Below are 26,020 nucleotides of genomic sequence, written 5' to 3'. Positions count from 1 at the left end.
ACACGTTGAGCGTCTGGAGAAAAGCCCCCTTCCTGTTGAAGGGGGCGCGCCAACGGCGCGGGGTTGAGGTGGAATGCGCGGGCAGCAGGGACGGCGAGGCCGTTGCCGGCCTCACCGCCCCTGCTGCATGCTGCCGCGCCACGCGTCCAGGAACTGCCGGCGCTTGAGGCCGTCCAGATACACCAGCAGACCTGGACCGAGCTGGATCGGGCGGTAGCTGCGCTCCGGCGACGCGCCACGGCGCTGGCCCGCGGCCGGCAGGATCGGCATCAAACGCGCTTCGCGGGAGAGCACCTGTTGCCCACGGGGCGACAGCAGATAATCCAGGAAACGGCGGGCTTCATCCGGGTGCTTGCCGCCGCGCGGGATCACCGCAGTGCGCAGCATCACCAGGGTGTAGTCCTCCGGCTCGATGATGCCCAGCGGCGCGCCGGCATCGATGCGCGCCTGCGCATACGAGCCCAGCACGTTGTAGACCAGCGACAGCTGGCCGCTGCTGACCCGGTCGAGCAGCACGCCGGTGCGTTCCTCCAGCTGCACGCGGTTGTCGCCCAGCGCACCGAGCAGCGCGCCCGCCATGCTGCCGCGCTGGCCATCCTGGGTGGCAAGCAGATAGCCGACACTGCTGCGCTGCACATCGTAGGTCCCCACCCGGCCCAGCAACGGCGCATCCGGCGCACGCAGCAGCTCCAGCAGTTGGCGGCGTGTATGTGGCACACGCGACGCGGGCAGCGTGCGCGTGTTGTAGACCATCGCGACCGGCTCGTAGCTGATCCCGAATGCCTCGTGACGCCATTGCGCCCAGGCGGGCAATGCATCGGTCTGCGCCGAGCGATGCGGTAGCGCGTGGCCATCATTGACCAGCTTGGCCTGCAGGTCCATGCCACTGCTGATCAGCATGTCCGGTGAAGCCGGTCCGTTGCGATCACGCAGGTAGCGCGCATACATGTCCTGCGTGATGATGTCCTCGTAGACGATCTCGGTGCCCGGATGCAGTCGCTGGTAATCCGCGATCACCGTGGCGAACACTTCGATGTCGGTCGAGCCGTGGATGCGCAGCTGCGCGGTCGGCGTCCCCAGCGCCGGGAAGCGCTGCACGTCACCCGGGTCAGCAACGACCGAGGCGGTGAACAGCAACATCAGCAGGCCGTACCAGCGTTTCATGCATGTCTCCTCGGCAGGCGGACGGTGGCGATGAGGCCGCCATCGACCCGGTTGGACAGATCGATATGGCCGCCGTGGCTGTCCACCACGCGCTTGACGATCGCAAGGCCAAGTCCGGCGCCACCGGCTGCCGCGCCCTCGCCGCGCGCGAAGCGCTCGAACACCCGCTCCGCATCAGCGGCCGCGATCCCGGGGCCATGGTCGGCGACGGTCAGCACGCAGTGGCTGTCATCGGTGGTCAGCGCCAGCTGCAGGACGCCGTCGCCGCCGTATTTGAGCGCATTGTCGATCAGGTTCTTGATCGCTTCGCGCAGCAGCAGTGCATCCCCGTTGACCCAGGCCGGATCACTGGTCACCGCCAGCTGCACGCGAGGCGCGGGCAATGCCTGCGGCAGGGCCTCGTGCAGCGCCAGGTGCACGATCTCGGCCAGATCGACCAGGGCGAAACGCTGCAGGTTCGCGCGATGGATCACACTGGCATCGCTGAGCAACTGGTTGAGCAGGCGACTCATGTGGGTCGCGTTGCGCTCGATCGCCTGCAGGCTGCGGCGCATGTCTTCGGGGTCTTCGTCGTCCAGTGCCAACTGCGCCTGCGCGCGCAGCGCGGCAAGCGGCGTGCGCATCTGGTGCGCGGCCTCGGCCATGAACGCACGCAGGGTTTCATTGCTGGTCGAGAGCCGGCCCATGAAGTGGTTCAGCGCACCGACCATCTGGTCCATTTCCTGCGGCGTGGCTGCGTCCAGTGGCCGCAGATCGGACGGCTCACGTTTGGACAGTTCGCGTTCGACCCGCACCAGCGGCCGCAGCGCACGGTGCACACCGAGCGCGACCAATGCCAGCGACAGCAGCGAGAGCACCACGATCGCGACCAGCGCGCGGGTCACCATGTCCTGCGCCAGTGCCTGGCGTGCACGCCGGGTCTGCCCGACCTGCACGCGTACTTCGGCCTGGGCCGACGGTGATGACACCCGCCGCGACACCACCACGAAGCGCACGGTTTCGCCGCTGTAGGCGGCGTCGAACAGCTGCGGGCGATCGGTCGGCGTTCGCGGTGGCGCCGGCAGGTCGTCGTAGCCGGTCACGGTCTGGTTGCGCGCGTCGAAGACCCGATAGAACACGCGGTCCTCCGGCGCCATCGCCAGCAGGTCGAGCGAGGCATACGGCAGATCCACCTGCCATTGCGCATCCACCAGCGCGACCGAGTCGATGATGGAGAGCGCCGACGACACCAGCAGGTGATCGTAGGAACGGTTGGCGGCACGCTGGCCGTAGTCGCGCGCACCGAAGAACAACGCGACCGCAAACAGTGCCATCAAGCCGCCGAGATACAGCCACAGCGTGCGCCGGATCGAGGAGGGCGCGCGCAGCTCAGTCACCATCGCTGCTGCCCATGGCCGCCGCATCGTGCGCCTCAAGCAGATAGCCGCTGCCGCGCACGGTCACGATGCGCAACGGCGCCTCGACCAGTTTGCGGCGCAGGCGGCCCACGTAGAGCTCGATCGCGTTCGGCCCCGCCTCGTCATCGAAGCCGAACAGACCATTGCCGATCTCGTCTTTACCGACCACGTGCCCCAGCCGGCCCATCAGTATCTCCAGCAACCGGTATTCCCGGTTGGGCAGTTCGATCGGCTGGCCATCCAGGCTGACCCGGTGTGCGGCGTTGTCGAACAAGAAGCCGCCGATCTGCACCACCTCGCTGGCCTGCCCACGGGTACGCCGCAGCAGCACGCGGCAGCGCGCCTCGAACTCGCGGAAATCGAACGGCTTGCCCAGGTAATCATCAGCACCGACATCCAGCGCCTGCACACGGTCTTCGATGCCATCGCGCGCGGTCAGCATCAGCACCGGTGTGCTGTCACCGCGTTCGCGCATGCCGGCCAGCACGCGCAGGCCATCCAGTTTGGGCAGGCCGATATCGAGCACGACCAGATCAAAGCTCTGGTAACGCAGCACGCTCGCCGCCGCCAGCCCGTCGCTTTGCCAGTCCACGGCGTGCCCGCTGCGGCGCATGCGGCGGACGATCGCGTCGGCCAGGTCCGGGTTGTCTTCCACCAGCAGGATGCGCATCGGTCGGGATCGGGAAAGGTGCACGAATGCTAGCGCGTGCGGCCGCGTCCGTGCGCTTCGCTGCGGTGCAGCAATGGCTGACAGGTGGATGACAGCATCCCGGCACTAGGCTGCGCCAACGCGACACCACCGAACACACGGTACCTGGGAGGGGCCATGGAACTGAACGCATTGCGCTGGTGCATGCCAGCCGCCTGCACGCTGTTGTTGGCCACACCTGCCTGGGCCGCCGACGACACCGAGGATGACAGCCCGGTCACCGCCAGCCTTGGCGGCCGCCTGCATCTGGACTTCGCCGATTTCCACAACGACAGCCGTGGCACCCCGAACAAGGACGACACCGAGATCCGTCGCGCATGGGTTGACGTATCCGGCAAGTTCTTCGCCGTCGACTACAAACTGGAAGCCGACGTCTCCGGCGACCGGGTCGAAGCCAAGGACGTGTTCGTCAGCCGCAGCTTCGGCGATGCCGGCAAGCTCACCGTGGGCCAGTTCAAGCAGTTCTTCTCGCTGGATGACCGCACCAGTTCCAACTACGGCACCTTCCTGGAGCGCGGCAATGCCGGCACCACGCTGGCCCCGCTGTATCGCCTCGGCGCCTCCTGGCAGGCCGCGCGCGGCGACATGACCTGGGCCGCCAGCGCTTACAGCCTGGAGAGCATCGACGCATGGCAGGTCAAGGGCCGTGCCGCGGGTGGCCGCGCGACCTGGGCCCCTGGCGCCACCGCCGGGGATGTGCTGCACCTGGGCCTGTCGCTGGCGCATGAGCGCTACGACACGCCCGGCGCCGACGGCGTCCCTGCCCTGCGCATTCGCCCACGCCCGGCAGGTCACCTCTCCGACAACAGCCGCCTGACCCTGGTCGATTTCTCGGCCGGGCGCGACACCGACGTCAACAAGTGGTCGCTGGAGTACGCACAGGTGCACGGCCCGCTGTCCTGGCAGGGCGAATTCAGCGGCGCCACCTTCGACGATGGCAGCCAGCGCGGCAAGGTCCTGGCCGGCTATGGCCTGGTCAGCTGGTTCGTCACCGGCGAGTCACGCGTGTATGACCGCAAGACCGGGCGTTTCGGCCGGGTCAAGGATTTCCAGCACAAGGCCGGTGCCTTCGAGCTGGCACTGCGCTATGACCAGATGCGCGGGGAGCAGCACCTGATCGGCCAGCCCGACCTGCGCGACGGCCAGACCGAGGCATGGACGCTGGGCGGCAACTGGTACATGCGCCCGAACCTGCGCTTCATGCTCAACCTGATCGAAAGCCGCAACCGCGACCGGTTGGCCGACGCCACCGTGGACCGCACCCGCGCGGTCACCGGCCGCCTGCAGTACGACTTCTGATGCCTACTTCCCGCACCGTTTCTTCTGGAGAATGCAGATGATGCTGAGCATCCTCGGCTTTGGCATGGTCATTACATTCATGTACTTGATCATGAGCAAGCGGCTGTCGCCGCTGGTCGCCCTCATCACCATTCCGATCCTGTTCGCGTTGATTGGCGGCTTCGCGGCCGGCATCGACGACATGATGCTGGAAGGCATCAAGAAGATCGCGCCGACCGGCGTGATGTTGATGTTCGCCATCCTGTACTTCGGCGTGATGATCGATGCGGGTCTGTTCGATCCACTGGTGCGGATCATCCTGCGCTTCGTCAAGGGCGACCCGATGAAGATCGTGCTCGGCACCGCCATCCTGGCGATGCTGATCTCGCTCGACGGTGACGGCTCGACCACGTACATGATCACCGTGTCGGCGATGCTGCCGCTGTATCAGCGCCTGGGCATGAACGCGTTGAACATGACCTGCGTGACCATCCTCGCCGGTGGCGTGATGAACCTCACCCCGTGGGGCGGCCCGACCGCGCGTGCGGCTACCGCGCTGCACGTGGATCCGGCCGACGTGTTCGTGCCGCTGATTCCCTCGATGGTGATCGCCTGCGCCGGCGTGCTGGTGCTGGCCTGGTACCTGGGCATGAAGGAGCGCCGTCGCCTGGGCGTGGTGACCCTGCCGCAGGGCGGCAGCTGGATGGACAACAGCGTCTCCGATGATGGCAACACCCTGCCGACCGTGGAAGACGCCGAAGACATCAAGCGCCCGAAGCTGCTGTGGGTCAATCTGGGCCTGACCATCGCCCTGATGACCGCGCTGATCATGGGCCTGCTGCCGATGCCGGTGCTGTTCATGGTCGGCTTCGCGATCGCCCTGGTCATCAACTACCCGAACCTGGCCGAGCAGCGCCGCCGGGTGGTCAACCACGCCGGCAACGTGCTCTCGGTGGTCTCGCTGATCTTCGCGGCCGGCATCTTCACCGGCATCCTCAACAACACCGGCATGGTCGAGGCGATGTCGCACAGCTTCCTGGCGATCATTCCCGACAGCTGGGGCCCCTACCTGGCAGTGATCACTGCGCTGGCCTCGATGCCGTTCACCTTCTTCATGTCCAACGACGCCTTCTACTTCGGCGTGCTGCCGATCCTGTCCGAAGCCGCCGGCAACTACGGCATCACGCCGGTGGAAATGGCGCGCGCCTCGCTGGCCGGCCAGCCGGTGCATCTGCTCAGCCCGCTGGTGCCCTCGACCTATCTGCTGGTCGGCCTGGCCAAGGTGGAATTTGCCGACCACCAGAAGTTCACCCTGAAGTGGGCCATCGGCATTTCGCTGCTGCTGATGTTTGGCGGGCTGCTGTTCGGCCTGTATCCGCTTGCGTCCTGATCCGCCTACCAAGGAGCGTTCCGCCATGACTCTTCGCATCGCCTACGTCACCAGCGCCATGGGCAGTGTCGGCACTGCCATCTGTCAGAAGCTGGCCCGCAATGGCCACACCGTGGTCGCCGGCTGCGCACCGAACTCCCCGCGCAAGGCCGCCTGGCTGCGCGAGCAGCGTGAGCTCGGCTTCGATTTCATCGCCTCGGAAGGCAACGCGGCGGACTGGTCCTCGACCGTGGCGGCATTCGCCAAGGTGAAGGCCGAGGTCGGCGAGATCGATGTGCTGGTCAACAATGCTGGTGGCAGCCGCGATGTGCTGTTCCGGCAGATGAGCCCGGACGACTGGAACGCGGTGATGGGCTCGAACCTGCATGCGCTGTTCAACATCACCAAGCAGGTGATCGATGGCATGAGTACGCGCGGCTGGGGCCGGATCGTGAACATCGGCTCGGTCAGTGCGCACAAGGGCCAGATCGGCCAGGTGAACTTTGCGACGGCGAAGGCGGCGATGCATGGGTTCAGCCGGGCGCTGGCCAATGAGGTGGCGACGCGCGGTGTGACGGTGAATACGATTTCGCCGGGCTATATCGCGAGTCAGTCGATCAGCAGTTTTCCGCCGGATGTGTTGGATCGTCTGGCGGGTTCGGTGCCGATCCGGCGCCTGGGCAGCCCGGAGGAAGTGGCGAGCCTGTGTGCGTGGTTGGCATCCGATGATGCGGCGTATGTGACGGGTGCGGATTATGCGGTGAATGGTGGGTTGCACATGTTCTGATGGTTTTGCGCATCCGATTTGATGCGTGACCTCCCCCACGAGGTGGAGCCGCGATGCTGGTTGGCATCGCGGCTTTTTTTTCTTCCGAGCTTTCGGGAACGTTGGGCTACTTGCAACGGCAACGGCAACGGCGGGGCAAAAGCCGGACTGCAGGCCCGTGTCGCGCTGGGCAGGCACGGGTGGGTTGGCGGGACCCGCTGCAAGTACGTCCATGTAAGCTCGTGTGTTGCCATCCATGGCAACACACGGTCCCGCCAACCCACCCGTGCCTCCCCTTTGACAGAGGGCTGGTGCGCAATGGAAAAAGCCGGTGCTTGGTGCCGCCGTTGCATTGGCTTGCCTTCGTGGATTCGTTCGCTTCTTTGACTTGCTTGGCCTGCTTGGCCTGCTCGGTCTGCTCGGTCTGCTCGGTCTGCTTGGTCTGCTTGGTCTGCTTGGTCCGCTTGGCTCGCTCGGTTCGATTGATCTGCGTAACTTTCTCCGCTCAGGTACCTCAGCACGAGTCGCCTCGGCACTGTCCGCCTGCAGCGTTGCGTTGCTTTGCTTCGCCATGGCCACCAGCCAACTGTCGGGGGCGTGGGGTGTGTGGGTTGGCGGGACCGTTGTGCCGCATGGATGCGGCTCACGAGCCCCCATGGATGGGTTTACGGCGCGTCCCGCGAACCCACACACCCCACGCCTGGCCCAGCCACAAGACGGACAATGCGCTCGTGGCGTTGAGCTTTTGGGGTCGATTCCTTGCCAGTGCACAAAGCAAAGCCACCGACCAATGGTCGGTGGCTACCCTTGCTCTTACCAAGCGGAGATCAGAACTCCGCAGCCACCGTCATGAACACCTGACGCGGCGCGCTCGCGTGGATCGCATAGCGCGTGCCGGTCGGATCCGTCGGCGCGAACGAACTCAACTGACCCGCGTAACGCTTATTGGTCAGATTGGTCGCATTGAGCGACACCTTGATATCGCGCAGCCCCATGCCCGGCCCGAACGAATACCCCATGCCCGCATCGAACGTCGTCACGCCCGGCACCGACTGATCGTTGGTGTAGGTGTAGTAACGCTTGCCCGTGTACTTCGCGCGAAGGCTGGCAAAGAAACCATCGCGGTTCCAGCTGATCTCACTGGAGGCCATGCGCTCGGGCGTGTCCACCGTAATCTTGCCGGCCACCGGCACGATCGCGCCGCCCGAGGTGTAGTTGTCCTCGTAGGTGGTCTTGTTCCACGAGAGCGCGTTGTACCACTGCAGGCCGTCCATCGGCTTGAGGATGAAGGTCAGTTCCGCACCGCGGCTCTTCACCGAGCCCACGTTGATGAAGCGCGTGATGCACTCCGGGCGCGTGCCCACTTCGATGCTGGTGCAGGGATTGAGCGAGAGCAGACGGTTGTCGAACGTCACGTGATAGGCCGCGATGGAGGCCTGGTACTTCTCGCCAAAGGTACGGAAGCCGGCTTCCAGCGTCTTGGACTTCTCCGGCTCCAGCCCGGCACTGGCCGCGAACGATTCCGGCGAGACCTGCAGTGGGCCGCCGCTGCCACCACCGACGAAGGCGGCGATGTTCTCCGAGTAGGAGGCGAACACTTCCTGGTTCGGGCTCAGCTTGAAGCCGATACCGGCCTGCGGCAGCACCGATTCCTTGGCGGTCAGGGTGCCCGAGGCGTAGCTGGCCTCGGTACCCGGCTTGGCGTTGGCCGTCATGCGGGTGTTCGGGCTCTTGATCCCCACGTCCACGGTCAGGCGGTCGTCCAGGAAGCGCATGCGGTCCTGCACGTAGAACTGGCGCGTGCGGATGTCGAAGTCCTGATCGAACAGGCGACGGTCCGGATGGTTGAGGTAGCCGTCATCCAGGAACGGGCCGGTGATGTAGTAGAAATTGCGCTCGACGTTGTGGTCGTTGCGCTCGTACCACAGCCCCGCTTCCAGTTCGTGGATGCCCCACTGCCAGCTCAACGCGGCGGTGATGCCTTGGCGGTTGATGGTGTAGTTGGTGCTGCGGATGGAGATCGGCAGCATCTGCGCGGTGCCGGGGTTGGACGGCTGGCCCGGTGCCCACCAGTGGCCCTGGCCACGGTTCTCATGGTGGTAGCCAAGCAGCTTCAGGCGGGCGCTATCGCCCAGCGCGAGGTCGGCATCGAGCGAGTACAGGTTGTCGTCACGCAGTGCACGGCTCTGGTAGTACGCATCATCGATGCTGTTGACGCCACCGGTGAACGCACACTTCTGCGCGTTGTAGGTGCCCGGTGCACAGTAGGCGGCGGCGACCGCGCGGTCCCAGTCCGGCGCGTAGATGTTCCAGTCCCAGCCCAGGCCACGCGCGAGCATGCTCTTGGACAGGTAAGCGTAGTTGGCCTGGCTGACGCGCGAGGTCGCGGCGAAGGCGCCGAAGCGATTGTCGCCCACGTTCCAGATCGCCTTGGCGTTGAACTGGCGGGTGGTCTGGTTCTGGTTTGGTTCGGCCCACATGTCCGAATCCTGATGCACGCCGGACACATAGGCCGAGAAGCCGTTGATGTCGCCGGTGTCCACGCGCAGGTAACCGCGGCGTTGGTTGTCATCGCCGACGGTGACGCTGGCCTTGCCACCGAACTCGGTGGACGGGTCCTGCGAGAAATACTGGATGGTGCCGCCGAGGTTGCTGGTCGAAGCGACGCCCAGCGAACCGATGCCCTGCGACAGTTCCGCACCGGCCAGGTTCTCGGCGATCAGCGCACGGGCGATGCTCAGGCCGTTGTAGTTGCCGTAGCTGTTGTCGCCGAGCGGAATGCCGTCCAGCGTGTAACCCAGGCGGCTCTTGTCGAAGCCGCGCAGGCTGATCGTCTGCGATTCTTCATTGGCACCGAAGGCATCGTTGGACTGCACGGAGACGCCCGGCAGGCGGTCGAGGATCTTCTGGCCGCTGGTACCCGGCGGCAGCACTTCCTTGTCCACGGCCGTGATGCGCTGCACCTGGCGGGTCTCGCCTTGGCCGATCACCGAAACGGTGTCCAGGGTCTGCGCGCTGAGCGCAACGTTGGCAGCGGCGGTGGCGTCTACATCGGCAGCGTGGGCGTTGGCGGCGCACAGCGCGAGCGCCACCGCGATCGTCAGGGGTCGGGTAAGCATGGTCGTCCGTTACATGGGGGAAGATGACCTGCGCAATGCAGGTGCATGACCAGCATGCGAGCGGAAGATGAAAGGATGTTTACGGTGCGGGTCATCGCAGATGACGCGATGCAGTGCTCATTAACGCACGGGGCACACGTGCAAAGTGCGCGAGCTTGCCGGCCAGCGGCCGGCCCTACTCGGGGGCGAGCTGATCCATGCGGATGCGGTTGGCGAACAGCGAGAACGCGAGCATGCCGGCCAATCCGTTCGCGCGGCTGACCCAGTGCGGCAGCCAGCGCGGCGGGCGCAGGATGCCTTCTTCGAACAGTGGCGCGAAGGCGATCGCGTCGGTCAGCGACATCTTGCCGGCGAACAGCCAGCGGCAGACCTGCAGGCGGTCTTCGGCCAGCATGTGGCGGAAGAAGGTATGCACGGAGACCAGCCCGCGCAGATACACCGTGTCCTTGGTGAAGGCCGCGCCACCGCTCGGGGGCACGCCGCGGAACACGCGCTGGGCGGAGGCGAAGCTCTCTTCGTTGTTCTGGCCGGCCTCGCAGAAGTAGCGGAACACCTCGATGAAATCGGCGCCTTCTCGCGCCATCGCGATCGCTTCGGTGCGCAGGCTGATGCGCTTGAGACGCTCGATGTCGATGCTGCCGGTGATCTGCTCGGCGAACGTGGCCAGTCCTTCCTGGGTGGCGGTGACCCGCGGCGAGGACAGCGCCAGGCTGGGCAGGTGCGGTTGCTCGCGGCCGTTGAGCGCGGTCAACGAATGCACCAGCGCCTCGTGATGGAACAGCTGCGCACGGTCGTAGGCGCTGAAGCGCGCACTGGTGCGCAGGCGGATCCGGTTCGGGCCGGCGGCGGCCTTGGAGATCAGATCCGGATCCAGCTGGACGCTGATGATGCGCGATTCGAAGAACGCATCCAGATCGCTCTGCAGCTGTAGCTGCAGTGCCGTGGCCGAGACCGGCACCTGTTCTTCGGGCGCCAGCAGCTCATGGTCCAGCTCCTGCGCAATCTGGATGAAGTGGCGGGCGGCATCGCGCGTGCTGGGGCCGCTGCCCGGTAGCGGTTGCTCGGGGGCGCCAAACAGCTCCACCGAGTACCGATCCACCGCGGCGGTCCCCAGTGATTCCAGCAGGCCGGCCGCCTGGTCCCAGCTGTGCGCCGAGCGCTGCACGTACAGGCCGATGGGATGGTCGGGATCGCATTGCGCGCTGATCGCGGCCAGCCGATGGCGGGTGTCAGTAAAATCGAGCCTGGGGTAGTCGACCTGCGGCAGCACCGGCTGACCGCGGGCGATGCTGGCCAGGAAGGGCGCCTGCAGCGCGGCTGGCCAGCTGGTCAGCCCCAGCAGTTTGATCCCGCCTACCGCCTCGACCAGTTGGGCATCGAGCGCAGTGTGGTGGGCAACATCACGATCCACGGTCATTGGCGTGTCCATGGGCGGACAGTACCAAAACTCAACGGATCAGCGGCGGCCGCCCTTCCCGCCTGGGCGCCATTGCGCGCCCTTGCCGACATGCTTGCGCTCGATGGCCTGCTGCGCCTGGCGCACGGCCAGCTTGGCCGCGGCGGCAGCCACTTCTTCTTTCAGCTTGAAGTAGTTGAGCAGGCGCTCTTCATCCAGCGTGCCGTCATCGATGGCCGCGCGGATCGCACAGCCCGGCTCACGCTGGTGCGCGCAGTCGCGGAACCGGCATTGCGCCGACAGGGCCTCCACATCGGAGAAACCGCCTTCGCTCAGAGCCTCTTCACCGGTCGGCTTCAGTTCGCGCATGCCGGGCGTATCGATCAGACAGGCTCCGGCCGGCAAGGGGATCAGCGCACGGTGCGTGGTGGTGTGGCGGCCGCGCGAGTCGTTGACGCGCACATCGGCGGTCTTCATCCGCTCCTCGCCGAGCAGCGTATTGGTCAGGGTCGATTTGCCGGCACCGGAGGAGCCGACCAGCACCACGGTCTGGCCGGCCGCGAGCCACGGCAGCAGGGCCGAGGCGCTGGCCGGGTCCTTGCCGTTGATCGCCAGCAGCGGGATGTTCTGCGCGGCCAGTTCTTCCAGCACGTCCAGGGCGTCCTGGCTGTACTCGGTCTGGTCGGCTTTGGTCAGCACCACCACCGGCTGCGCGCCGCCCCCGCCGACCAGCAGCAGGTAGCGCTCGATCCGGCGCGGATTGAAGTCGGCATCCAGGCCACACACGATGAACACCGTATCGATGTTGGCCGCGATCACCTGCTGGTGGTAATGCTCACCGGCCGCGCCACGCTTGATCGCGGTGCGCCGCGGTAGCAGAGCCACGATCTTGATGCCCTCCAGCAGTACCCAGTCGCCAACCGCCGCGCGCTCGTGGCTGGGGAAGCGCGGGCGCTGCCATTCCGGTGGGGATTCGGTCTTGATCGCCGCTTCCGGCGCATCGGAGACGATGTACCCGGTCCGATGCTGCTCGATCACCCGGCCCGGCCGCGCCTGCGGGAACTGCTCGAACAGGGCCTGCCAGGCCGGCAGCTCCGGGCCGCCCGGCCAGGGCCAGCCAATCGTCTGCAGGGCAAGGTAATCAGTGGGTTCGCTCATCGTGCCCATTCTAATGGGTGTAGCGACCAGGCGTCGCCGCGGGGGACCGGCGCAGGGCTGGACGGTCGGAAATCCTTTCATCTGCAACTGCCTTGCAGGGTCGGGCGTTGGGCCGGAAACGCTTGCCCTGCAACGCAACAATTCCGCTACCATGCGGTTTCCATGCCTGAATGACGGCCCGTTCATGTCCACGCCCCCGCTGAAGCCGCTCGCCACCCGCGAGCGCCTGTCCGAAGTCCGCTACGAGATCCGGGGCGAACTGGCGCGACGAGCGCGGGAGCTGGAGGCCCAGGGCCGCAAGCTGATCAAGCTCAACATCGGCAACCCCGGCAACTTCGGGTTCCGTGCGCCGGAGCATCTGCAGCGCGCGATCGCCGACGATATGGGCCGCACCGATCCGTATACCCATCAGCAGGGCCTGCCAGAGGCGCGCGAAGCCATCGCCGCCGCGTATGCCCGCCGCGGCGCACCCGATGCGCACCCGGACCGGGTGTTCATCGGCAATGGCGTGAGCGAGCTGATCGACCTGTCGCTGCGCGCCCTGCTCAACCCGGGCGATGAAGTGCTGGTGCCCTCGCCGGATTACCCGCTGTGGTCGGCCGCGACCATCCTCAACGATGGTCGTCCGGTGTATTACCGCTGCGCACCGGAGAACGGCTTCCAGCCCGATCCGGTCGAGATCGAGGCGCTGGTGTCCTCGCGCACCCGCGCGATCGTGCTGATCAACCCGAACAACCCCAGCGGCGCCAGCTACTCGCGCGAGCTGCTGGAGCGCATCGTGGCCATCGCCGCCAAGCACAACCTGCTGCTGATGGTCGATGAGATCTACGACCAGATCCTGTACGACGACGCGCAGTTCCATGCGGTCGCGCCGCTGGCCGGCGACCATCCGTGCATTACCTTCAGCGGCCTGAGCAAGGTGCATCGCGCCTGCGGCTGGCGCGTGGGCTGGGCGATGCTGTCCGGCGCAGCCGAGCGGCTGGGCGAGTTCCGTGCAGCGATGGACCTGCTCAGCGCACTGCGCCTGTGCGCCAACGTGCCGGGCCAGTACGCCATCGATGCGGCCGTCAACGGGCCGGACACCATCTCGCCGCTGTGCGCGCCGGGCGGCCGTCTGTATGAAACCCGCCGCGCGGTGATCGAGGCCTGCAACGCCAGCGAGCACCTGTCGCTGATAGCCCCGGCCGGCGCGCTCTACGCATTCCCGGCCGTGGTGGGTGCCGCCGCACGCAGCTTCGACGACCATGATTTCGCGCTGGAGCTGATGAACGAGGAAGGCGTGCTGGTGGTGCCGGGCTCGAGCTTCAACGTGCCTTACCGCCACCACTTCCGCGTGACCCTGCTGCCCGAGCCGGAGGTGATGCGCGATGTGTTCGCCCGCATCGACCGCGCCCTCGCACGCCGTGCCGAGGCAAACACCAAGGTGGTGCCGCTCAAGCCGCGCAGCGCGGTGGCCTGATGGGCCTGCCATACCTGGCGCTGGGCGATTCCTACACGATCGGCGAAGGCGTCGAGCCCGCCGGGCGCTGGCCGATGCAGTTGGCCGCGGCCCTGCGCGATATCGGCGTGGACGTGGACGACCCGACGATCATCGCCACCACCGGCTGGACCACCGATGAGCTCGAGGCTGGCATCGATGCTGCCGCACCCCAAGGCACGTTCGCGTGTGTCAGCCTGCTGATCGGGGTCAACGATCAATACCGTGGGCGCAGCGTGGACGAGTACCGCCCGCGCTTCACCGCTCTGCTGCAGCGCGCGCTCGCCTTCGCTGGCGAGCGTGCGGCGCGCGTGCTGGTCCTGTCGATCCCGGACTGGGGCGTGACCCCGTATGCCGTGGACGCCGGCCGGGACCGCGTGCAGATCGGTCAGGAACTGGACGCTTACAATGCCGCCGCCGCGGCGATCTGTGCCGAGCATGACGTGGCGTTTGTCGACATCACCGACCTGAGCCGCCAGCTGGGCGGCGAGCGCGTCATGTTGGCCGAGGATGGTCTGCATCCGTCCGCCGCGATGTACGCGCTGTGGCACCAGCGCGCGTTCGAAGTGACGCGCGTGCAGTGGGCGGAGCCGACCCGCTGAGCGAGGCCACGCTGCCGCTGGCCAGGGAGCAGGCCCGCCGGATCGCCACGGCGTTCCTGCCGGCACAGCGGTTTGGCAACCGTCGCGATTACTACTACAGCCGCGGCAAGCTCGGCAGCGATCCGCTGTATCCGGGCGTGCTGGCTGCGTTGAACGATGCGCCCGCGGCCCCGTTGCTGGATATCGGCTGCGGCCTGGGGCTGCTGGCCCACGTGCTGCGCCAGCAAGGCAACACACTGGCGTATCACGGCGTGGACATCGACGCTGGCAAGGTCGCACGCGCGGAGCAGGCCAGCGCCCGCGCCGCGCTGCCGCACGCCCGGTTCACCTGCGTGGATGCCAGTGCCGCCCTGCCCGCCCACCACGGCAATGTCACGTTGCTCGACGTGCTGCAGTACCTGCCCGCGCCCGCGCAGACGCAACTGCTGCTCGACGCCGCCGCGCGCGTGGCACCCGGCGCACGGCTGGTGATCCGCACCACGCTGGCCGACCACAGTGGTCGTGATCGCACCACGCGGATCACCGACATGCTTGCGCACCTGGTGGGCTGGATGGGCACGCGCCCTCGGCATTACCCGGACGCAGACAGCCTGCGCAGCCCGTTGGAAACCGCCGGGCTGCGCCTGCAGATGACACCGCTGTATGGCAACACGCCGTTCAATAACTGGCTGATCGTCGGCGAACGTCCGCCCGCGGCGTAGTCACGGCGGCTCGCGCCGCTGCCCGCACACGCGCATACTCGCGCCCCCTTTCCGGCAAGGAGCCGCCCATGCCCCGACAGACCCGACATTCCGCGCTTGGCATCGCTGCGCTGATCGTCAGCGCCTGTGGCCTGGTGATGCTGCTGCTGAGCATGCATTACGCCCATGCCCCCGAGCATGCGGCGATGCGCGAGCTGCCCTGGTCGCTGGCGGCCCTGCTGGGCAGCAGTGTCGGGCTCGCCATCCTGGCCCTGCTGCTCGGTCTGGGCAGCGTGCTGCAGCCACGCCGGCGGCGCCTGTTCGGCATCATCGCGCTGCTGATGACACTGGGCGTGCTGATCGCCCAGCTGTCGCTCGGCGGCTGGATCCGCGACCAGTGGCATGCCTCGCACCCCCCGGCCGACGCCACCAGCGCGCAGCCCCTCGCCCACTGAATTTTCCGTCTCACCGCATCAACAAGGAGCCCCGATGCACACCCCTCATTCCGGCATGGGTATTGCCGCCTTCATTACCGCCCTGGGCGGCGCCATGCTGATGCTGGGCCTGATCGTCGTGGCCGGCGTCATCGAAACCACCACGCCCGGCGGCATGGAGGAGACCTCCATGTCGGCAATCCTGGTCGGCCTCGGTCTGATGTGCACCGCGCTGATGCAGCTGGTGGCCTTCGGGCTGGGCGTCGCCGGTGTATTTCAGGCAGACCGCCGCCGCGTGTTCGCGATCCTCGGCCTGGTGATCTCGATCGGCAGCATCCTCGGTGTGGTGCTGCTGATGATCATCGGCTCTCTGAGCTGATCCCCGCACTTCCGCCGGCGTAGGCCTCGGCCTCAGTCCGGCAGACCGGCGTGCAGGCCACGCGCCTGCACCGCCTGGAGCACCGCCTCGATGATGGCCAGGTTGTGGCCATGTGCGGCGCCCTCATGCAGCAGGACGATGCTGCCCGGCGCCAGATCCTGTGTGATCCGCTCGACCACCTGATCGGGCGTGCACGCCACGCCGTCGAACCCCCGCGCGCTCCAGCCGACCCGGGTCAGCTGCCACTGCTTCAGCACGGGGGCCACGAATGGATTGGTCATCCCGACCACCGAGCGGTACCAGCGCGGTGGCGTGCCGGCGATCGCGGTGAGGGCCTGCTGGCACTGCGTGATCTCGGCGGCCATCGCCTGCCGCCCAAGCCGCCAGAAGCGCGTCTGCGGGTGCCGATGGCTGTGATTGCCCAGGCTGTGCCCACGGGCCAGCATCGCGCGGACCAGGTCCGGCTGCGCCTGCGCGCGCTCGCCGACCAGGAAGAAGGTTGCTTTCGCCTCGTAGCGGTCCAGCAGGTCCAGCACCGCCGGGGTGTCGGCAGACGGGCCGTCATCGATGGTCAGCCAGACCCTGCGGGCATCGCCGGGGAGGCGGCTCACCACCGGGGCATAGAACCGGCTGTTGGGCAGGAACACCGGCACCATGAACAGGGCATGCGTGGTCACCATCAGGGGTAGCCCCCACCGCCAGCCCCAGGCCACCCAGACCCCGACCACCAGCACCTGTGACAGCACCAGCCACGGCACCCAGCGCCACGGGCGCCGGGGAATGCGATGCAACGTTTCCGGTACGGTCATGCCCCATGATGCCATGCCGCGTAGAATACGCGGTTCGCATATCCGGACCCCGACCGTCATGTCCCTTGATCCCGCCCTGCGCTCGCGCATCGAATCCATTCTCAACGCCAACCGCGTCGTGCTGTTCATGAAGGGTCAGCCGAGCATGCCGCAGTGCGGTTTCTCGGCCAAGGCCGTCGGCGCCCTGCAGGACCTGGGCGTTGAGTTCGACCACGTCAACGTGCTGGCCGACGCCGAGATCCGTGAAGGCATCAAGGCCTACGGCGACTGGCCGACCATCCCGCAGCTGTACATCGACGGCGAGCTGGTCGGTGGCAGCGACATCATCCTGCAGATGGCCGGCAGCGGTGAGCTGAGCAGCGTGCTCGGCCTGGCCGCCCCGGACCGCACCCCGCCGCGCATCACCGTGACCCCGGCGGCGGTGGAGATGCTGCGTGGCGCGCTGGCCGATTCCCCCGGTGCCTCGCTGCAGCTGGGCATCGACGCGCGCTTCCAGCCGAATTTCCAGCTGGCCCCGCACGACGACAACGCGATCGCCGCCGAGTCCAACGGCCTGCGGGTGCAGTTCGATCTGGCCAGCGCGCGCCGCGCCGAAGGCATCACCATCGACTGGGTCGACGACATCCGTGGCAAGGGCCTGGCGATCGACAACCCGAACGCGCCCAAGGCCGTGCAGGAACTGAGCGTGCGCGATGCGGACGACCAGCTGCGTGCCGGCAGCATCACCGTGGTGGACGTACGCCCGGCCGACGAGCGTGCGATCGCGGCGATCAACGCCCCGTTCGAGACCTTCGACGGCGACAACCGCGCCCGTCTGGAAGCCCTGCCCAAGGACACCGCGCTGGCCTTCCTGTGCCACCACGGCGGCCGCAGTGCACAGGCGGCCGAGCAGTTCCGCGCCCTGGGCTTCACCAAGGTGTCCAACATCACCGGCGGCATCGATGCCTGGTCGAACGAGGTGGACAACGGCGTGCCGAAGTACTGATCTTCCGCCCGTAGCGCGATACGAAAAACGCCGGCATCGCCGGCGTTTTTTTGTTCGCGGCGCCAGTGGCGCCCCTCCACCGGTTACCCGGCAAATCCACCTTCGGCCAGATAATCCAGCTCCTCCGGGGTCGGCATCCGCCCCAGCACCGCATTACGATGCGGGAAACGGCCGAAGCGGCGGATGATGTCGCGGTGCAGCTCGGCGTACTGCAGATATTCCTTGTCGCCCAGCACATCGAACATCGCCACCGAACGCTCCTGGTCCTGCGGATCCTCGGAGTGCTCGAACGGCAGGTAGATGAAGGCACGCAGCTTGGGCACCAGCTGCAGGTCCAGGCCCTCCTCCACTGCACGCATGGCGTAATGACGTGCAAGGCCATCGGTGGCGTAGGAGTGCGCCGTATCGCGGAAGCAATTGCGCGGGAACTGATCGAGCAGGATCATCAGCGCGAGCGCGCCTTCGGCGCTGCTCAACCAATGCTCGCGGGCGCGGCGGGCGGCAGCGAAATGTTCTTCCTGGAACTGCTGGCGGAAGCGCGCGTCGAACGCATCATCGCGCGCGAACCACTTCTGCGGTCCAGCGTCGCGCCAGAATTCCACTACTTGTGCCGCCACGTCCATTTACTACCCCTGTAGGGGGCGCCCCAAGACGCCCACCCGTTCCATTGCCGTTACTCGTCAAAACGCAGGTGGCGGACCGACTTGCCGTTGCGCCGTAGTAGCTTAAGCGCCTCGATACCGATCTGGATATGGTTCTCGACGAACTGGGCGCTGACCTTGGCATCGGACGCCTCGGTGTTCACCCCGTCGGGAATCATCGGCTGGTCGGCGACCAACAGCAAGGCCCCGATCGGATCACAGGCGTCGAAACCGGCCGCGAACGGGGTCGCCCACCGCATCCATATGGTCATGGCCGCAAGGCCAATGCAAAGAAAAAGGCGGCCAATGGCCGCCTTTTTCCGTTTACCGGTACCGTTGGATCAGAACTGCACGGACCAGCGCGCGGTGACGCTGCGGTCGCGGGCGTCGTCACCGAAGGTGCCGTTGTAGCCCAGCTCCAGCTGGTTGCGCGGGTTCAACCAGGCCGACAGGCCCAGCTCGGCCACCACCGCGTTGTCGGCGATCGCCGCACCGCTGACAGCAAAGCTGCTGCCACCGGTCCAGGCCAGATCGGCGACCTGGCTGCGGTCACCGGAGGCACGACGGTAGCCGACGCCACCGCGCACGTGCAGCCAGCTTTCCTGCTGCCAGGACGTCTTCAGCCCCTTGTCAAAGCGCACGCCGGCGGTCGCCACGTTGGTGCTCGTGTCGGCGACCTGACCGTTCAGTGCAGCGGCACCGCCCTGTTCGGCAAAGCCGTCCACGTCCACCTCAACGCGGGCGAACTGCACGTACGGCTCCAGACCCGCCTCGCGACCGCCGAAGCGGTACGCGCCTTCGATGAAGGCCTGGCGGGTGGTGGCGTCGTACTTGGCCGACAGCGCATCCTGGTAGCCAGCAAACGTCAGCTGACGCTTGCTGTCCACGTCATGGCGCGAATAGCCCAGACCGGCGCGCAGACCGAACGCACCCCACTGATTGCCCACATAGGCACCGAAGTGGGTGTTGTCGATCTCCGAACGAGCGCCGCGACCGGCCGCCTGCTTGATGTCGGTACGGCCGGTACCCACCAGCACACCGACCTGCCAACCGCCACCGAACACATGATCGGCACCGACCAGCAGGCCGTTGCTGTTGGAATCGGTACGCGCGGCATTGGCATCGCCATCGAGCTTGCCGCTGCCACCGATCGCCTGCACCCACGCGCCACCGGCGGCACCGTCATCGCCGGCAGCCGGCGAACGCACGCCCACGGCACGGCTCAGGGCCGCATCACGCAGGTAACGGCTGCTTTCCACCAGCGCCATCGGCGTGGCGGCGTGGATTTCACCACTCAGCGCGTCCAGCGCCGCACCGACCTGGGCCGGGAACAGCTGGGTCAGCGGCTTCGGCAGACCCTGGTTGACGCCCAGGCGATCGGCGCTGGTCGCAACCGCGATCTGGTTGGCGGTGACTGCCGCGCTGACCAGCGAGTTGCCACGGGTGACGCCGATGCTCATGCCATTGGCCGTGTAGGCCAGGCTGAACTGCAGGAACGGCGAGAACGCGGAGAAATCGGTGGTGGCGAACTGACCGTTCACCCCGCCCGCGGCCTGCAGGAAGTTGAACTGCTCGCCGAGGTAGTACACGCCCACTTCCGGCAGCGCCTTCAAGGTGCCGTCCAGCGTGGCGCTACCGGTGACGCGCAGCACATCGCTGCGGCTGCCCGGTGCAAGCTCGGCCTGGTACACGCCCGTGGCGGTCTGCACGTAATCGCCATTGATGGTCAGCGTGCCGATCGAATTACCCGGCGCGATGATGCCTTCGACGCGGGTGCTGCCCAGCGTGCCGACACCCTTCAGGGTGCCCTTGGCGCCGACGACGGTCGAACCGTCCTGCTGCACGCCGTTGAAGGACACGGTGCCGGCGGTGACGAACAGATCCGAACCGTCCAGCAGTGCGCCGGCATTGACGCGGGTGGTGCCGGCCGAGGTCAGCGTGCCGTCGACCAGACGGCCGTTGAGCACGAAGCTGCCGCCGCTGCCGACGGTGGTATCATCGCCCTGCTGCAGACCGTTGAACGTGACCGAACCGCCGGTCACATTCAGTGCCGAACCATCGAGCACGCCGGTGGTGGAGATGACGCTGCTGCCACCCAGGTTGTTGAGCGTGGTGGACACCAGGCTGCCGTTGAGCAGGAACTGGCCGCCCTGCACATCGACCGAGGCGGTCAGTGCATTGGCGCCGTCCAGCTCCAGCACGCCCTCGCGCACGATCGCGCCGTTGAAGGTGTTGTCGCCGCTCAGACGCAGCCAGCCGATGCCGGACTTGGTCAGCTTGCCCGGGCCGCCGATGTTGTTGGTCCAGTCGTCCCAGGCATCGCCTTCCCACACCTTCAGGCCACCGGCCTTCTGGTTCATGACCACGTCGGTGTCGACGCGCAGCATGCCGTAGCCTTCGATCGCGCTGGCCAGGTTCATCAGGCCCCAGCCGTAGACGTCGTCCACACCGGCGGCACCGAGATCGGTGGCGGTGGTCAGCAGCACGTCGCGCACCTGCGCGCTGCTCAGGTACGGGAAGCGTTCGAACAGCAGGCCCAGCGCACCGGTGACGTGCGGGGCTGCCATCGAGGTACCGCTCAGGTCCCGGTAGGAATACGTCGGGACTTGGCCGTTGATTTCCAGGACCAGATTGCCGTCTTCATCGTACAGATCGGCGTCGATCTGCGAGTCGGCGCCATAGACCGTGGACGTGATGACAGACCCCGGTGCCGCCAGGCACCAGTTGGCCGCCAGTCCGCAGCGCATCGAGCTGTTGCTCAGCTTGCTATCCTGGTTGACGTTGACCACGGCCAGCCAGTACTGCTCGATATCGGCGATGGCACGCGGCAGCGAGGCATACATGCCGGCGATGGGCGCCTGCTCCGGAGAGGGATTGGGCGCGTCGGTATTGCCTGCGGCCCATACCTGGATCAAACCGCGGCTGCGAGAGCCTTCGGCCATGGCAGCCAATGCATCGGCGAACACCGGGTGCGACTGGTAGAAGTCCAGCATGTCAGCGCTGTCCGGCTCCGTGGCCAGGCCCCAGCTGTGGTTGACCGCGCGCGTGCCCTGATCGTTGAGCTGAGCGTACAACTGCGGGTAGATCGAATCGGATGCACCGATCCCGGCGACGTTCTGCGAATCCAGGTAAAGGTTGCCACCGATGTTGACCACCGAGAGGTAGCTCACACTGTTGGAAAACAAGCGCGCCACGCTCAGATCGGCACCGAATGCCACACCATGGGTCCCGTTGCCATCACGATTGGCGGCGATGGTACCTGAGACATGGGTACCGTGAATCTGATAGCTGGCGCCTTCGTAGTAGCCGTTCCTGTTGAGCAGCGCCGCATACGCTGGATCAATGATCTGGTAGTCAACCGCCACCTGGTCGCCATCGCTGCTGAAGCATGCGTCCGGGCCATCCACAACGGTCGTATTGCCGCACAGGCTGCCGTCGGGCAGCACATCCGCCAGATGGATGCTGCGGTGGTCCTTGCCGGCGAACTCATCGTGATCAAGGCCGGTACCGCTGTCGAACACGCCCAGGCGGATGCCCTTGCCCGTCAGCCCGCGCGCGTACGCAGCGTCGGCATTGATTGCTTCCAGGCCCCAATCGGCGTTGAACTCAGCACTGCGCCAGCTTTCCAGATCACCGGGCTCACCCATGACCGGGCCGTTGGAAACGGAACTGGGACGCGGGGTGGTGAGGGCTGCGTTCGGGCCAGCCGACGCTGCCGGAATGGCAAAGGTGGCGGCGAGCGAGGCGGTCTGCAGTTCACGGCCAAAGGCGGCGGACTGCTCGGCACGCTGCTGCTGGTAACGCTGCAGCACATCGCTGGTTGGGCTGGCCAGGGCCGGGACGGCAATGGCGGCCAGCAGGGTGCCGGTGATGGCCGAGGCCAGCAGGGACGGCGAGAGGCGGCGGGAGGCCGCGCGGGACATCGATTTCTGGGTCATGTAAACGGAACTTCCTAGATCTGATTCAAATGTCGGGGGAGCGAGATGGACACCAGGCAGATCCGATCTGCTGTCGGTCGACTTGTCGCCCCCCTTGAGCCTATCCGAAAAAATTCACGGAAAGTTCACAATTGTTTCTCATGAGAGTGCCGGGTCTCATTTGCTAAAACTATGCAAAAGGTCACTTGGCAAGCCACCCCTCTCCCGGCTAGCGTCGATGGATTGTGTCCATGCGGCTTCGGGGAAAACCATGCAGAAGTTGTTGAGCGTCGGCGTTGGCTTGGCGTTGATGTCGATCGTGTCCGCACCGGCGCCCGCCGCGTCGCGCTTCCTCCAGGATCCCTACCCCAGCACCTATGCGCCGATCGCCTCGGCCCCGGTGTTGATCAGCAAAGCCACCGTACTCACCGGCACCGGCGTGCGTCTGGACAACGCCGATGTGCTGTTGCAGGGCGGCCGCATCGCAGCGGTCGGCACCGGTCTGAGCGCGCCGGCCGATGCGGTCCGCGTTGACGGTCAGGGCAAATGGGTCACCCCCGGCATCATCGATGTGCACTCGCACTTGGGCGTGTATCCGAGCCCGGGCGTGAGCGCGCACAGCGACGGCAACGAGATGACCGCCCCGGTCACTGCCAACGTCTGGGCCGAGCACTCGGTGTGGCCGCAGGATCCCGGCTTTGCCGCGGCACTGGCCGGCGGGGTGACCTCGATGCAGGTGCTGCCCGGCTCGGCCAACCTGGTCGGCGGCCGCGGGGTGACGTTGAAGAACGTGCCCGCGACGACCTACCAGGCCATGAAGTTCCCCGGCGCGCCATGGGGCCTGAAGATGGCCTGCGGCGAGAACCCCAAGCGCGTCTACGGCGGCAAGGGCACCGCGCCGGGCACGCGCATGGGCAACGTCGCCGGCTACCGCGCGGCCTTCATCGATGCCAGCGAATACATCGCCAAGAACACCCCGAAGCAGCCGAAGAAGAAGCGCTGGTTCAGTGGCGATGACAAAGGCGACAGCGCCGGTGACAGTGGCGGCAAACGCGATCTCAAGCTGGATACGCTGGCCGGCGCGATCCAGGGCGACATCCGCGTGCACATCCACTGCTACCGCGCCGACGAGATGGCCACGATGCTGGATCTCTCCAAGGAATTCGGCTTCAAGATCGCCGCGTTCCATCACGCGGTGGAGGCGTACAAGCTGGCTGACCGGCTCGCCGAGGAAGGCGTGTGTGGTGCGCTGTGGGCCGACTGGTGGGGGTTCAAGATGGAGGCCTTCGATGGCATCCAGGAGAACATCGCCTTGGTCGACCGCCCGGCCAACAGCTGCGCGATCGTGCATTCCGATTCCCCGGAGGGCATCCAGCGCTTGAACCAGGAAGCGGCCAAGGTGATCGCCAACGCACGCCGCGCTGGCATCGAGATCGCCCCGGAGCGCGCCATGATGTGGCTCACCTCCAACGCGGCGCGCTCGCTGGGCGTGGAGAAGCAGACCGGCAGCCTGGAGGCCGGCAAGATGGGCGACGTGGTGGTCTGGAACGGCAGCCCCTTCAGTTCGTACGCGCTGGCCGAAAAGGTCTACGTCGACGGCCATCAGGTCTATGACCGCCAGGACGTGAGGCGGCAGCCGCTGTCGGACTTCATGCTCGGCCAGGAGGCACGCCCATGAGCCGCCGCGTTTCGATGCGCCTGCTTCCGCAGGCCTTCCTGTTGATTGCCGGGGCCTGGTTGGCACCGTCCCTGTTCGCGCAGGATCTGCTGATCCGCAACGCCACGGTGCACACTGCCGCCGCACGCGGCAGCCTGGCGCACAGCGATGTGCTGGTCCAGGGCGGCGTGATCCGCGCCGTCGGCCCCGGCCTGTCCGCACCGGCCGGTGTGGCCGTGGTCGACGCCGCGGGCAAGCCGCTCACCCCGGCGCTGTTCGGCGGCATCACCGATATCGGCATCGAGGAAGTCTCGGGCGAATCGGCCACGGTGGACAGCTCGCTCAAGCTGGAAGACCAGCCGCTGCGTCCGGAATTCGATGTGACCCTCGCCTTCAATCCCGACTCGGTGCTGATCCCGGTCGCGCGGTTGGATGGCATCGGCTTCACCGTACTGGGCGCCAACACCGGCGGCGGCTTCATCGCCGGCCAGGGCGGGGTGATGCGGCTGGATGGCAGCGCCGACCCGGTCGGCCCGCTGGCATTGTTCGTCCGTCTCGGCGCGTCCGGGGCCGAGCTGACCGGCAGCTCGCGGGCTGCGCAGTGGATGCTGCTGGAACAGATGGTCAGCGAGGCGCGTGGGCGCGTTCCGGCCGACTCGCCGCACGCGCTGCTCACACCCGCCGGGCGCGCCACGCTGGCGCGCTACCTGGCCGGCCAGGGCCGCATCGTGGTGCAGGTCGACCGTGCCGCCGACATCCGCCAACTGCTGCGCTGGGCCGCCCGCGAAAAGGTCAAGATCGCCATCGCCGGCGGCGCCGAGGCGTGGCGCCTGGCTCCTCAACTGGCGCAGGCCGATGTACCGGTGTTCGTCGATGGGCTGGGCAACCTGCCCAGCAGCTTCGACCAGCTTGGCGCCACCCTGCAGAACGCCGCGCGCTTGAAGGCGGCCGGCGTGCCGGTCAGCTTCGCCCAGCGCGACGATGCCTCGCACAACGCGCGCAAGATGCGCCAACTGGCCGGCAATGCGGTGGCCAACGGATTGGCCTGGGACGATGGCCTGGCAGGCCTGACCCGGGTGCCGGCGCAGGCGCTGGGCGTCGGCGACCGGCTTGGCACCATCGAGCCGGGCAAGCTGGCCGATCTGGTTCTGTGGGAAGGCGACCCGCTGGATGTCGGGCACTATGCCGAGCACGTCTGGCTGGGGGGCCGGGCCATGCCGATGCGCTCGCGCCAGACCGAGCTGCGCGACCGCTACCAGCCGCCGGCCTCCACCGAACCGCGCGCATACTCGCGCTGAGCCTGTGAACAGGGCCGCTGCCCGCGGCGGCCCTGCCATCTGCTCCACTGCCGCCCCGCAACGTGAGCACCCGATCATGGCCCTGCGCTGGTACTTCGATTTCGTCTCACCGTTCGCCTACCTGCACTGGCAGCAGCTCAAGGCGTTGCCACAGTTCAAGAGCGTCGTTCCGGTACCGATCGCCTTCGGCGCGGTGCTGCATCACCTCGGCAACCTGGGCCCCGCGGAGATTCCGGCCAAGCGGGTGTTCACCTATCGCCAGGCGCTGTGGCAGGCCCGCAGCGCCGGGGTGACGCTGCGCTTTCCCCCAGGCCACCCGTTCAATCCGCTGGCAGCGCTGCGCTTGTGTCTGGCCGCCGGGGCTACCCACGAAACGGTCGACATCCTGTTCAACTGGATCTGGCGCGATGGCCACGCCGGCGACAGTGCCGCCGCGCTTGCCCTGCCCGGCGCGATGCTGGACATCGCCGATGTCGCGGCGGCGATCAGCGCGCCGTCGGTCAAAGAAGCATTGCGGCAAAATACCGATGCAGCCCTGGCCGCGGGCGTGTTCGGCGTCCCGACGCTGGCGATCGGCAGCGAACTGTTCTGGGGCAACGACGCTCATCCGCTGATGCAGGCGGTGCTGGCCGATTCCAGCCTGCTCGAGACGGGCGAATGGGCCCGGATCAAGGATTTGCCGGTGGCGGTGGAACGCAGCCGCTGAGCCCTGGCCGGCTCCCGGTCAGGCAAAACATCTCGTTTTGAGATAGCGTTCACGTTTCCGAACCTACAACCTGCCGGAG

Annotated in this window: 21 protein-coding genes and 1 pseudogene; 12 read left to right on the top strand and 10 right to left on the bottom strand. The window is 66.9% G+C overall.

Annotated features, from left to right (window positions below; genetic code table 11):
* Positions 1-111: 111 nt before the first annotated feature.
* From AC13F7_RS02800 to AC13F7_RS02790, 3 genes are read right to left on the bottom strand one after another with little or no spacing between them, the layout of a single operon-like run.
* Complete coding sequence (locus tag AC13F7_RS02800; RefSeq protein ID WP_482999172.1) at positions 112-1,164, bottom strand: ABC transporter substrate-binding protein; 1,053 nt, start codon at positions 1,162-1,164, stop codon at positions 112-114.
* Entirely contained in the window at positions 1,161-2,543 is a 1,383-nt protein-coding gene (locus AC13F7_RS02795; RefSeq protein WP_482999171.1) for a sensor histidine kinase N-terminal domain-containing protein, read from the bottom strand. Before AC13F7_RS02795 ends, AC13F7_RS02800 begins: the two co-directional genes overlap by 4 nt.
* Complete coding sequence (locus AC13F7_RS02790; RefSeq protein ID WP_482999170.1) at positions 2,533-3,231, bottom strand: response regulator; 699 nt, start codon at positions 3,229-3,231, stop codon at positions 2,533-2,535. The genes AC13F7_RS02795 and AC13F7_RS02790 overlap by 11 nt, the downstream gene beginning before the upstream one ends.
* A 156-nt stretch (positions 3,232-3,387) precedes the next feature.
* On the opposite strand from AC13F7_RS02790, the gene AC13F7_RS02785 reads away from it, so the two are divergent.
* The 3 genes from AC13F7_RS02785 to phbB are packed head-to-tail and all read left to right on the top strand — an operon-like array spanning position 3,388 to position 6,704.
* Positions 3,388-4,569 (top strand): OprO/OprP family phosphate-selective porin, encoded by a 1,182-nt coding sequence (locus AC13F7_RS02785; RefSeq protein WP_482999169.1) that lies wholly within the window; start codon positions 3,388-3,390, stop codon positions 4,567-4,569.
* A gap of 40 nt (positions 4,570-4,609) precedes the next feature.
* Positions 4,610-5,938 (top strand): CitMHS family transporter, encoded by a 1,329-nt coding sequence (locus tag AC13F7_RS02780; protein WP_346471446.1) that lies wholly within the window; start codon positions 4,610-4,612, stop codon positions 5,936-5,938.
* A gap of 25 nt (positions 5,939-5,963) precedes the next feature.
* On the top strand, positions 5,964-6,704 hold the full coding sequence (gene phbB, locus AC13F7_RS02775) for an acetoacetyl-CoA reductase (RefSeq protein WP_482999168.1): 741 nt from the start codon (positions 5,964-5,966) through the stop codon (positions 6,702-6,704).
* A gap of 806 nt (positions 6,705-7,510) precedes the next feature.
* Here phbB and AC13F7_RS02770 read toward each other — a convergent pair.
* From AC13F7_RS02770 to rsgA, 3 genes are all read right to left on the bottom strand, one after another.
* Positions 7,511-9,802: a TonB-dependent receptor gene (locus tag AC13F7_RS02770; RefSeq protein ID WP_482999167.1), complete on the bottom strand. Its 2,292-nt coding sequence runs from the start codon at positions 9,800-9,802 to the stop codon at positions 7,511-7,513.
* A 175-nt stretch (positions 9,803-9,977) separates the two neighbouring features.
* The gene (locus tag AC13F7_RS02765; RefSeq protein WP_482999166.1) at positions 9,978-11,219 is read right to left on the bottom strand and encodes a flavohemoglobin expression-modulating QEGLA motif protein; all 1,242 of its coding nucleotides are present in this window, start codon (positions 11,217-11,219) and stop codon (positions 9,978-9,980) included.
* Between the two features lie 39 nt (positions 11,220-11,258).
* Positions 11,259-12,356, bottom strand: coding sequence for a ribosome small subunit-dependent GTPase A (rsgA, locus tag AC13F7_RS02760; protein WP_482999165.1), 1,098 nt, complete (start codon positions 12,354-12,356; stop codon positions 11,259-11,261).
* A gap of 184 nt (positions 12,357-12,540) precedes the next feature.
* Here rsgA and AC13F7_RS02755 point away from each other — a divergent pair, with 184 nt between their 5' ends.
* The 5 genes from AC13F7_RS02755 to AC13F7_RS02735 all read left to right on the top strand — a co-directional run bounded on the left by AC13F7_RS02755 (position 12,541) and on the right by AC13F7_RS02735 (position 15,928).
* Positions 12,541-13,815 (top strand): pyridoxal phosphate-dependent aminotransferase, encoded by a 1,275-nt coding sequence (locus tag AC13F7_RS02755; protein ID WP_482999164.1) that lies wholly within the window; start codon positions 12,541-12,543, stop codon positions 13,813-13,815.
* The gene (locus tag AC13F7_RS02750; RefSeq protein WP_482999163.1) at positions 13,815-14,435 is read left to right on the top strand and encodes an SGNH/GDSL hydrolase family protein; all 621 of its coding nucleotides are present in this window, start codon (positions 13,815-13,817) and stop codon (positions 14,433-14,435) included. The genes AC13F7_RS02755 and AC13F7_RS02750 overlap by 1 nt, the downstream gene beginning before the upstream one ends.
* Positions 14,436-14,452: 17 nt before the next feature.
* Positions 14,453-15,136: a class I SAM-dependent methyltransferase gene (locus tag AC13F7_RS02745; RefSeq protein WP_482999485.1), complete on the top strand. Its 684-nt coding sequence runs from the start codon at positions 14,453-14,455 to the stop codon at positions 15,134-15,136.
* A 68-nt stretch (positions 15,137-15,204) separates the two neighbouring features.
* Positions 15,205-15,570, top strand: a complete 366-nt coding sequence (locus tag AC13F7_RS02740) for a hypothetical protein (RefSeq protein WP_481470532.1) — start codon at positions 15,205-15,207, stop codon at positions 15,568-15,570.
* A gap of 34 nt (positions 15,571-15,604) precedes the next feature.
* The gene (locus tag AC13F7_RS02735) at positions 15,605-15,928 is read left to right on the top strand and encodes a hypothetical protein (RefSeq protein WP_481470531.1); all 324 of its coding nucleotides are present in this window, start codon (positions 15,605-15,607) and stop codon (positions 15,926-15,928) included.
* A gap of 32 nt (positions 15,929-15,960) precedes the next feature.
* On the opposite strand, the gene AC13F7_RS02730 is transcribed toward AC13F7_RS02735, so the two are convergent.
* Complete coding sequence (locus AC13F7_RS02730) at positions 15,961-16,737, bottom strand: polysaccharide deacetylase family protein (protein ID WP_482999162.1); 777 nt, start codon at positions 16,735-16,737, stop codon at positions 15,961-15,963.
* Positions 16,738-16,795: 58 nt separating this feature from the next.
* On the opposite strand from AC13F7_RS02730, the gene grxD reads away from it, so the two are divergent.
* Positions 16,796-17,722, top strand: coding sequence for a Grx4 family monothiol glutaredoxin (gene grxD, locus AC13F7_RS02725; protein WP_346471399.1), 927 nt, complete (start codon positions 16,796-16,798; stop codon positions 17,720-17,722).
* Between the two features lie 83 nt (positions 17,723-17,805).
* On the opposite strand, the gene AC13F7_RS02720 is transcribed toward grxD, so the two are convergent.
* The 3 genes and pseudogenes from AC13F7_RS02720 to AC13F7_RS02710 all read right to left on the bottom strand — a co-directional run bounded on the left by AC13F7_RS02720 (position 17,806) and on the right by AC13F7_RS02710 (position 22,301).
* Positions 17,806-18,345, bottom strand: coding sequence for a DUF924 family protein (locus AC13F7_RS02720; RefSeq protein WP_346471398.1), 540 nt, complete (start codon positions 18,343-18,345; stop codon positions 17,806-17,808).
* Positions 18,346-18,395: 50 nt separating this feature from the next.
* A pseudogene (locus tag AC13F7_RS02715) lies at positions 18,396-18,635 on the bottom strand (AMP nucleosidase); the annotation flags it as partial.
* 69 nt (positions 18,636-18,704) lie between these two features.
* Positions 18,705-22,301 carry an autotransporter domain-containing protein gene (locus AC13F7_RS02710; protein WP_482999161.1) on the bottom strand — a complete coding sequence of 1,199 codons (3,597 nt, stop codon included), beginning with the start codon at positions 22,299-22,301 and terminating at the stop codon, positions 18,705-18,707.
* A gap of 250 nt (positions 22,302-22,551) precedes the next feature.
* Between AC13F7_RS02710 and AC13F7_RS02705 the strand changes: the two genes are divergently transcribed.
* From AC13F7_RS02705 to AC13F7_RS02695, 3 genes are all read left to right on the top strand, one after another.
* Entirely contained in the window at positions 22,552-23,958 is a 1,407-nt protein-coding gene (locus tag AC13F7_RS02705; RefSeq protein WP_482999160.1) for an amidohydrolase, read from the top strand.
* A 14-nt stretch (positions 23,959-23,972) separates the two neighbouring features.
* A complete protein-coding gene (locus tag AC13F7_RS02700) occupies positions 23,973-25,235 on the top strand; it encodes an amidohydrolase family protein (protein ID WP_482999484.1) in 1,263 nt (420 codons plus the stop codon).
* Between the two features lie 73 nt (positions 25,236-25,308).
* Entirely contained in the window at positions 25,309-25,941 is a 633-nt protein-coding gene (locus AC13F7_RS02695; protein ID WP_482999483.1) for a DsbA family protein, read from the top strand.
* Positions 25,942-26,020: the final 79 nt, after the last annotated feature.

It is taken from the genome of Stenotrophomonas sp. K-6 (assembly GCF_056861555.1).
The sequence above is the reverse complement of the archived record's forward strand: the minus strand, read 5'-3'. Positions and strand labels throughout refer to the sequence as shown.